An 8,815-nucleotide genomic window follows, 5' to 3' on the forward strand; every position below is an offset into this window, starting at 1 on the left:
CTTCCTCAACCTCGCCACCCCACTCGAGGACATGCTCGCCGAGGCCCGCGGCCTGCGCCTGTCTCTGGTCATCGCGCACCAAAACCTCGGACAGCTGCCGACAGACATGCGGGCGGCGGTGTCGGCCAATGCACGCAACAAGGTCATCTTCACCGCGTCCCCCGAAGATGCCCGAGACCTGGCTCGCCACACGACTCCCTGGTTGTCCGAGCACGACCTGACCCACCTCGACGCCTTCCACGCCGCCGCCCGGGTCTTGGTCCGCGGCCAGCAGGCGCCACCGTTCACCCTCACCACCCAACCCCTGCCACCAGCCGTGCCGGGGCGCGCCCGCGAGATACGCGCCGCTGCCCGTGCTCGCCTCGCCGCACCGCTTCCAACCACGGAGCCGGCAGAACCCGACACCGACGAACCGGGGCCGGATCTCACAAAATCTGCTGCTCCACCGGTCGGTGGCGGCGATCCCCGCCTGTCCTGACCCAGTGAGTCCACACGGATTCACCTGTCTAGCAAGGTAATTCAACTCTCGGAGGTTGCTGCGATGATCAATCACCCGGATAGGCAGAGGGATCTGCGAGCACCCCGACCAACCCGGGCACCGTCGGCGATCGGCCACGCCGGTCTGGCTGTGCGGCTCACCGGCAGGGATCGGTGGATTCTGCGGATGCTGCTCGAGCATCGCGTCCTGACTACCACCCAGCTCGCCGAGTTGGCCTTCCCCACCATCATCAAAGCCCGTCGCCGCCTCACCCTGTTGCACAGGTATCGGGTCGTCGACCGGTTCCGGCCCCTCCGTGCGCGAGGCACCGCCCCGGGGCACTGGGTCCTGGCTCCCGCCGGCGCCGCGGTGGTCGCCGCCGAAGCCGGTATCGAGGTCCGTGAGCTGCGTTACCGCCACGAGCGCGCCCTCGCTATCGCCCACAGCCTGCACCTCGCACACACCGTCGGCGTCAACCAATGGTTCACCGCCCTCGTCACAACTCCCGGCCACGGGCGGGTGCTGGCGTGGTGGTCGGAAGGCCGCAGCCGAGGGCTCTGGGGTGATCTCGTCCGCCCCGACGCCTACGGCCGCTACACCCACACCGGGGCGACCCTGGACTTCTTCCTCGAATTCGACCTCGGCACCATCACCCTCTCCTCGGTGGCCGGCAAGCTCGCCGGCTACGCCGAACTCGCCCGCTCCACGGGCATCGTCACTCCCGTTCTGCTGTGGGTGCCGACCACCGGACGCGAAACCACCGCCCGCCGTGCCCTCCTCGAGACGTGGCAAACGCTGCCCGACCCCGGCGCGGTGCCGGTCGCAACCGCCGCTGCCGATCTTCTCGATCCCACCGCAGAACATCCGAGCCCCGCCGACCGTGTCTGGCTGTCCCTCGATGGTCACGGCGGCGAACGACTGGCGCTGCACCAGCTCCCCGCCTCGTGGCCGCATCTCACCCCGCCCCCGGCGAGCATCCGCAGTACTCCGCGCCGACCACGACCAGTGGGCCGGCGGTCCTCGACCCGCCGTCACCGATGCCGCCCTGCGAGACCGGAGGTTCGTGATGTTCGCCAAAGCACTCGGTGTCGGTTCGGCCGCGGTCGTGTTCTGCACGGTCGTGATCGCCGCGGTCGTCGCCACCGTCGCCGTCTACGACCATGCTCCCACCCCGGCTCCGGCACCGGGCGCGGCCACTGCGCCGAGTACCGAGGCCCTGACCGATATCCCGCCGGAGATGCTGGTGCTGTATCAGCAAGGCGCCGGCTCGTGTCCGGGCTTGGATTGGTCGGTACTCGCCGCGATCGGCAAGATCGAAACCGACCACGGCCGCTCCACTTTGCCCGGCGTCGCCGCCGGGGAGAACTTCGCCGGAGCCGGTGGACCGATGCAGTTCCTGGCCCCCACCTTCGACTCCGTCGTCGCCCGGCATCCGCTGCCCGCTGGCGGGGCGACACCTCCGTCGCGATACAACCCGCACGACGCCGTCCACGCAGCCGCCCATTACCTGTGTGATTCCGGCGCGCCGGGCGATCTCTACGCGGCGATCTTCGCCTATAACCACGCCGACTGGTACGTCCGCGACGTTCTCGCCCAGGCCGACCGCTACTCCACGCACGCCACCGCACCACCGCCCGGCAGCGGTGACTGCGCCGACCTACGGGCCGCGAGTCCCGCTGCCGCGACAGCGATCTCGTTCGCCTGCCAGCAACTCGGGCAACCCTACGTCTGGGGCGGCAACGGCCCCGAGGTCTCCGGCGGCTGGGATTGCTCCGGCCTCACCCAAGCCGCCTACGCCCGCGCCGGCATCGCCATCCCACGCACCACCTACGACCAAGTCCACACCGGGCCCTCTATCCCCGAGGACCAACTCCTGCCCGGTGATCTCCTCTTCTACGGCACCGACGCCGACGTGCACCACGTCAGCATCTACCTGGGCGCCGGGAAGATGCTGCACGCGCCGACCTTCAACGAGCCTGTTCAAATCTCGGAATACCGCTGGCGCGGCGATGACTACTACAAGGCCACTCGCCCCGCCGACCTCGCGCCGCCCGCTGCCGGTCCGGCACCGCAGCTCTAGACCGATCGGTCCGAGAGCGAGCCGTCACATCTCGACAGGAGGCTTCCCCATGACTCTACCGGCCACCGTCACCGCGCTGGCGGACTTCGCCCACATCCCGCCCGGCGGCACCGAACTCGTGCACCACATCGACGAAGTCGAGATCCCCATCGCCGACCCCCGCCGATGCCAGCACCAAGACACCATCTGCGCCGAATGCGCCCCCCCCTGTGGAAATCCCAGCACCTGTTCGCCGAACCCCTTCCCTGGGATCACGAACATCCCGACAATCCCAGAACCTGAAAACGGTGCCCGCGAAGACGTTCATCCGGACGAGGGCCAACCACTGGATGCTGCGGCAACGGCATATAGGCCCGGCACACCCAACCGCCATGCAGAGCACCGAGCATCGCGGCACAGAAGGGGCGATATCCACCGCTCGCGCCGGGCGCATATGCATGCCGCGACGCACGTGACCCGCGCGGCCCACGCGAGGGAAGCGAGCCGCGCGGGTCACGTCTGCGGGCTACTCGTTTCGGTTACCACCGACGGCGTTGGCAGCGGCGGAAGGATTGGTGAAGATGCGGCCGTCGGGCAGCATCAAGCCACCGCAGCCCGTGATCACCGCCGTGACCTCGCTGTCGGGACTGGCCAATCGATCGCCGACACGCACGTGTCCCGCGTCGAGCAGATCGCGGACGGTCACCCGGGCCACACGCTCGAACGGGAACGGCTCGTCGAATTCATAATCCAGCTGCCACGACGGCGCACACTCGGTGCAGATTCTGCCCTCGCTATGGATGCAATCATCCACACAAGTCACCTGGAAAGTAACTTCCCGGATGCGGTGGACGCATTCACTGGTGCCGATGACGGTGTAGGACTCGTCCAATCTTGCAGTGAGAACGGTGTTATCCATGAGAAGTCTCCAAACTGTTCCGAAAAGTTGTGCGTAGCGAGTGATTTCACGAGGGCCCCTCCGCCGACATCGCGCACATGATCTGCGCTGCCCACGCCGGGGCCAGTCAGCTTCGCCAGGAACGGTCGTTCCCGAGCCCGACTTGAGAAGATGCTGCGACTCAGCTGGTTTCGCGATTGTCGTGGTCAGTGGGCATGCGGCTTCTCCGGAGTTCGATCGAGGGAATCGTGATTGGCGACCCGGCCGGGGTGGTCACCCATTCATCGGCAGGATTGCCGAACCACGGGTTTCCACGACCATCGACGCTCGATAGACCCGGGTTTGTCAAGACCACACCGAAACGGAATCAATTCCCATGCAGACAGTCACGGCCATTTCAGTGACATACCGCCGATATGACCGCTTCGTTCCCGATTCCGCTTGACAATTCACCCCGTATCGAGCGTCCATGGAGACCGGCGCCCCACGAATCCGAATTCCCGGGGTGCCGTCCCGGCCGGGACATGACGAAACACACCACCAGCCACCATTTCCCAGGAGAATGTCATGTCCACCACGACAGAATCTGCCCGCACCGCCGTCGAAGACGCCCTGTGGGCGGTCATCAGCGCTGACCCCAAACCCGCCGCCGAACTGGCGACCGCCGCAGGAATCAGTCAGTCGAAGACCCGCAAGCTCCTCAACATGTGGGCCGCCGACGGCAGCATCTCCCGCCACACCGACGAGACCAACCCCCACGCCGCCGCCCGCTGGAGCATCGCGCCCACCACCGAACCCGACACCGACACCTCCGGCGACGGCGAAGCCCCTGACGATGCTGAAACTCAGCCCCGCACACCGGAGACCGACGCCTCGCATCTCGATGACTCCACCCCGCCCCCGCCGAACATCGACGAAATCGTTGACAACGCCACAACTTCGGACGAACCGGCCACCGACACCGACACCGATGATGCGGGACCAGCCGGTCATACCGGCGAAGGGTCGCCGCATCCGGACAAACTCGCTCCCGGTGCACTGCGGGGGCTGGTCGAGGATCACCTGCGTGACCACCCGGGCCAGGAGTTCACCCCGCACCAGATCGGCAAGGCGCTCGGTGGTCGGTCCTCGGGCGCAGTCCACAATGCCCTCGTACGGCTCACCGACTCCGGGGTCGCGGAGATGACCACCACGCGCCCCAAGAAGTTCGCACTCGCACCGTCCTCCCAGTCCTGAACCGAACCACCCGGACCCGGCGGGAGTAGAGCGGCCACCCTGTCAAAGGGCAACCGCCCTACTCCCGCTCTCGCCATTTCCAGGACGTACGCCCGTCGATGCCCGCCCAGCCGTCGCGAACGCGCGTCCCCGATCCCCATCGCCCCGTCTCCTGTGGCGCGCGAACGACAACCGCCTGGCGCAGATTCGGTGGGTTCTGCGCGCCGACCCTGACCATCCTGATTCGCCGGGCAACGCATCCGAACACCCCTTTGAGTCGCATACCCACCGTCAGACCCGCTGAAGGGCGTCTTCCGTTCGCCCCGTCCGTTCCTCTCGATGGCTTTGCTGACCCGTTGTGTCCAAAAGACCCCTGAAATCCCGGAGTTCCCAGTGCGGCGAGAGAACTCACCCGCACGACCGAATACGACGTCCCTGGGAGCCCCATATGTTCAATCTCCGACTCACACCGTGGCGTGCGCCCGCCCGCCGCAACCGTGCAACAGCCCCTCGGTTCGCCGCGCGTGCGGTAGCGGCTGCGGCTGTGGTGGTTGTCGGCGCCACCGCCGTCACCACCGTCGCGACCGGAGTTGCCACCGCAGAACCTGGCAGCGCGGCATGCCCCCGATGGACGGCGGTCCTGGTGCCCGGCACCGGCGAAACCAATCCGGGCGCTGACCCCACCCGATCGGTGGGCATGCTGGCACCGATCGGTGACGGGCTGCGCGCCCGCTACGGCAACGACATCGACGTACGGTCCCTGGCCTATGCCGCTGCCCCCGCCCCGTACCAGCAGTCGGAATCCGGTGGAGTACAAGCTCTGTCCGGGCTGCTGGCGGGGCTGTGTCCGACCACTCAGGTCGTCATGGCCGGGTACTCACAGGGTGCCGATGTCGTCGGCGACGTCACCTCCACCATCGGCCGCAGCCAAGATCCGATTCCGGCCTCGCGAGTGCTCGCCGTTGGTTTGTTGTCCGACCCGAACCGTGACCCGAGCACACCGCAGCTCGGACAACCGGTCGACGGGCAAGGGATCGCCGGCCCCCGCGACAACTTCGGCAGCCTCGCCAACCGAGTACGCACCGTCTGCGCCGCCGGCGACCTCTACTGCGCCACCTCGCCGGAAGAATCGCCCGGACTTGCCGCTGTCGGCCGCGCGTTCACCGGCAACTCCTCCCTCCTCGACGACACCACCACCACTTCGTCTTCGACCGGTGTGCTCGATCCCTCCTCGGTGACACGGCAGGTCATCCTCGTGCTCGGCGGTCTCGCCGAGTTCGCCGCGAACTTGCCCGCTATCGGCGACAACGTGCTGCGCCTGCCGCCCACCGTGCTGGCCGGAGACATCGGCGGCACCCACCGCATCAGCGGCGAACTCAACAACCTGTTCAGCCCGCTGGTTCGCATCGCCGACCAGGTCGACCTACGCCTCGTCGCACGTGCACTCTCGATGGCCGCAGCCGCCGACCCCAGCGGCTGGACCGCCGTAGCCGCCCAAGTCGTCGGCATCATCGGCCGAGTCGACCTCGGCCGCGTCGCCACCGACATCGGTCTCGCCCAAGAAGTCGCCTGGCGCGCCGTCGACAAACTCGCCCTCGGCGATCCCGTCGGCGCCGGCCTCGAACTGACCGGACTCGTCCCGGTAGCCGCCGACCTCGCCGCCACCGCGGCCTCGGCGCTCGTCGGAGACGGAGCCAGCCAGCTCACCGGTCTGGTCGCCGACCTCACCGCCCGCACCGACCCCGCGACCAGCGCTGCCCTGTCCGACATGGCCGACCTTGTCCGCCAAGGCAGCGACGCGGCCGAGTTCTACACCTCGGGAGTACACCAAACCGGTTACGGCCCCGGCGTCCAGGACGTTCTCGACTCGCTCGCCAGCAGCATCGACAACAGCAAGTGAACCTATGAATCCGGCCGGACCCTCACAGGGCGGCCAGCTTGGGGCCCGGCAGACGCCGGGCCCCTGCTCGTGGATGGTGGTCTCGGCGAAGTTGGTTCTCGACGAGCACGCGAGAGGATAAGCTCTCCTGCGGAGTGACAGGCCGCGCACGCGCTCCTCGTTCTCGCCTGAGTTGCCTCGCCCACGCCGGTTCGGTGACGTTGATGGCCAAGGTCCTTCCCGGGGCCCGCGTTCACACTTCCCCTGTTCGCATGCTTGTTCGTTGCAGGCAGGGTGGCGTGGGCGCCTCTGCCGGGAATGGACGAGAACATGCCGAAGAACAGCAGTGCGCGGCGGCGCCGTCGCGCTCGCAGGATCGCAGCCGAGGACGGCGTGCAATATGCCGAAGCTCTCCGACGCGGCGAAAAGCAGGCCGCGCAGGCACGCGAGCAGGCCGAGAGGAACTCACGGCTGCGTCCGTTGAAGATCAGCGTCGACGGGACCGGGAAGTATTGGCGCCGTGCCGATGCCGAACAGCTGGGGCCTGACGGCCTGGCGGATCCCACCTGCGAGGATGTCCTCGCCGCAGCTGATGTGCTGTTGCCGAAGGTCCACGCACTTCAGTCCGCCAAGTTGACGCCGACGACCGTGGTCGTGCCCTACTGGCAGCGAGACACACTGAGCCAAAGCGAGTTGAACGAGGAATTCCGCACGAAGGTCTCGCAGGTACTCGACGACCTGAAGCGCGTGCGTGCCGACGCCGAGATCCGCTGTGTCGAGTGGAGGACCGTTGCCGCCGCCTACTACGGAGTGGATGTCAAGCTGCGAGGGCTGGATCGAATCACCGGGGAGCGGCTGAGCGACCTGCTCGATTCCGCCCTGGACTCGGCTGCCGTGCTGTCCATGACGGCTGAAGCCGTCCACAATCGCGGGTGCCTGCTCGGCTCGGACCGTTCCCGTCGCCTGGGCTGGGGGTACTCACCATGTGGTGGCGGTGAGGTCCGGGTGCGCGTCCGGATCTTCGATGACGAGGTTATCGTCACCGTCCCCGGGTGCCCCCGGCACGCTGCCGAGGAGATCGTCTACTTCGACTACGAGGTCGAAGACGGCATGGTCGGTATCGAGGTGATGGGCGGCACGACCGCGGACCTCGATGTGATCTACGACATCACCGAACAGGTTCGCCGCGAGCGCGACGAACTCCGGCGAGAAAGGGAAAAGGACAAGTCCGGGAGCTGGACGGTACCCGTGCCGCCGTGGCGACGTGGCGCGGACTATTGGTGATCGCCAGTCGGGCCCTTCGATGACAGGTTCGCCGGTGTCATACCCGGCGGCGGGGTGGGTGCCCCAGTTGATTTGGGCCAGCCGGTCGCCAGGCGCGTGGTGGGACACCCGAACGCAGACAGCTGAACAGGGCGCTGACGATGCCCTGGGGCCGCTGGTATGGCGGCCCCAGGGCATCAGCGGTGCTGCATTCCGCGCGGGTCAATATGGCCCGCGTCTGCTGCTCCTGGTGTCGGCGGCAGCCGGGCCGGGTAAAGCGGCCCCTCGATCGCCAGGTTGTGGCGGCGAGTGCGTCGGAAGGATCTCGAACGGGTCGGATTCGAGCAGGATCAGTGATCTCCCGTTGTCCCAGTCGACAAAGATCTGGCCGGGGCATGAACTGGGGATCCGTGTCACCGTTCCGATTGTTCCGATTTCCAGCGGCGCGGGATCGTCGGGCATGAGCCCGGTGATACGAACGCGGTCACCGACGCGGGGTGTGATCATCGCGGTTGTTTCCTTCTTCTCGTTCATCGGCGGCGGGAATGGTGTCGTGCAGGTCGAGACGGAATAGCCCCTGCTCGTGTGGTGGCTGGGTCAGTGCATTGTTGCTGTCGGCGGCGCGGATATCGCTGGCGTAGAAACTGATGTCGAGGTCGAGTTCGTGGTCGCGAATGTTGTTGCCGTCGTGGTCGCGGAATCCGGCGACGCCGAGCCCGCCGTAGGGTGCCCAGTCGAGCAGCACGGTGCTGATCGAGGGATTGCGACGGCCGATCTCGGCGGTGATGATCGCGAGGACAAGGTCGGTGATGCGCTGTTCCCGTGCACGCCCGAAGGGCAGGTCGTACGCGGCTTCCAGCTGGGCGCGTAATGCGTCGGTGTGCTGGTGGCTTGGGGCAGGACCGGTGGCCGATGCGCTGCTCGTCGCAGATTCGTTCCAGTTCATGACGTGGCTCCTCGGGGCATTTTCGGTGGCCGCAGGTGATTTGGACGCGGTGGGTGGCGGGGCCGCCGGAGTGGGAT

The 8,815-nt window shown here is 67.2% G+C and carries 7 protein-coding genes and 1 pseudogene; 5 read left to right on the plus strand and 3 right to left on the minus strand.

What is annotated here, in order from left to right:
• Positions 1 to 664: 664 nt before the first annotated feature.
• Positions 665 to 1,141, plus strand: a pseudogene (locus HOV91_RS41170) (replication-relaxation family protein); the annotation flags it as partial.
• Between the two features lie 403 nt (positions 1,142 to 1,544).
• Complete coding sequence (locus HOV91_RS37525) at positions 1,545 to 2,558, plus strand: C40 family peptidase (protein WP_051047220.1); 1,014 nt, start codon at positions 1,545 to 1,547, stop codon at positions 2,556 to 2,558.
• A 505-nt stretch (positions 2,559 to 3,063) separates the two neighbouring features.
• Here the strand turns inward: HOV91_RS37525 and HOV91_RS37530 are convergent.
• Positions 3,064 to 3,456 (minus strand): hypothetical protein, encoded by a 393-nt coding sequence (locus HOV91_RS37530; RefSeq protein ID WP_043736124.1) that lies wholly within the window; start codon positions 3,454 to 3,456, stop codon positions 3,064 to 3,066.
• 546 nt (positions 3,457 to 4,002) lie between these two features.
• On the opposite strand from HOV91_RS37530, the gene HOV91_RS37535 reads away from it, so the two are divergent.
• The 3 genes from HOV91_RS37535 to HOV91_RS37545 all read left to right on the plus strand — a co-directional run bounded on the left by HOV91_RS37535 (position 4,003) and on the right by HOV91_RS37545 (position 7,813).
• A complete protein-coding gene (locus HOV91_RS37535; RefSeq protein ID WP_051047221.1) occupies positions 4,003 to 4,671 on the plus strand; it encodes a hypothetical protein in 669 nt (222 codons plus the stop codon).
• 427 nt (positions 4,672 to 5,098) lie between these two features.
• A complete protein-coding gene (locus HOV91_RS37540; RefSeq protein ID WP_068049982.1) occupies positions 5,099 to 6,550 on the plus strand; it encodes a cutinase family protein in 1,452 nt (483 codons plus the stop codon).
• A gap of 309 nt (positions 6,551 to 6,859) precedes the next feature.
• Complete coding sequence (locus tag HOV91_RS37545; RefSeq protein ID WP_138456831.1) at positions 6,860 to 7,813, plus strand: hypothetical protein; 954 nt, start codon at positions 6,860 to 6,862, stop codon at positions 7,811 to 7,813.
• A 201-nt stretch (positions 7,814 to 8,014) separates the two neighbouring features.
• Here HOV91_RS37545 and HOV91_RS41175 read toward each other — a convergent pair whose 3' ends face one another.
• Together HOV91_RS41175 and HOV91_RS37555 are read right to left on the minus strand one after the other, a co-directional pair.
• Positions 8,015 to 8,326 carry a DUF4314 domain-containing protein gene (locus tag HOV91_RS41175; protein WP_082393305.1) on the minus strand — a complete coding sequence of 104 codons (312 nt, stop codon included), beginning with the start codon at positions 8,324 to 8,326 and terminating at the stop codon, positions 8,015 to 8,017.
• Entirely contained in the window at positions 8,277 to 8,738 is a 462-nt protein-coding gene (locus tag HOV91_RS37555; protein WP_043736127.1) for a hypothetical protein, read from the minus strand. Before HOV91_RS37555 ends, HOV91_RS41175 begins: the two co-directional genes overlap by 50 nt.
• Between the last annotated feature and the right edge of the window lie 77 nt (positions 8,739 to 8,815).

The sequence above is a fragment of the Nocardia barduliensis genome, assembly GCF_013315795.1.
Lineage (GTDB): Bacteria > Actinomycetota > Actinomycetes > Mycobacteriales > Mycobacteriaceae > Nocardia > Nocardia barduliensis.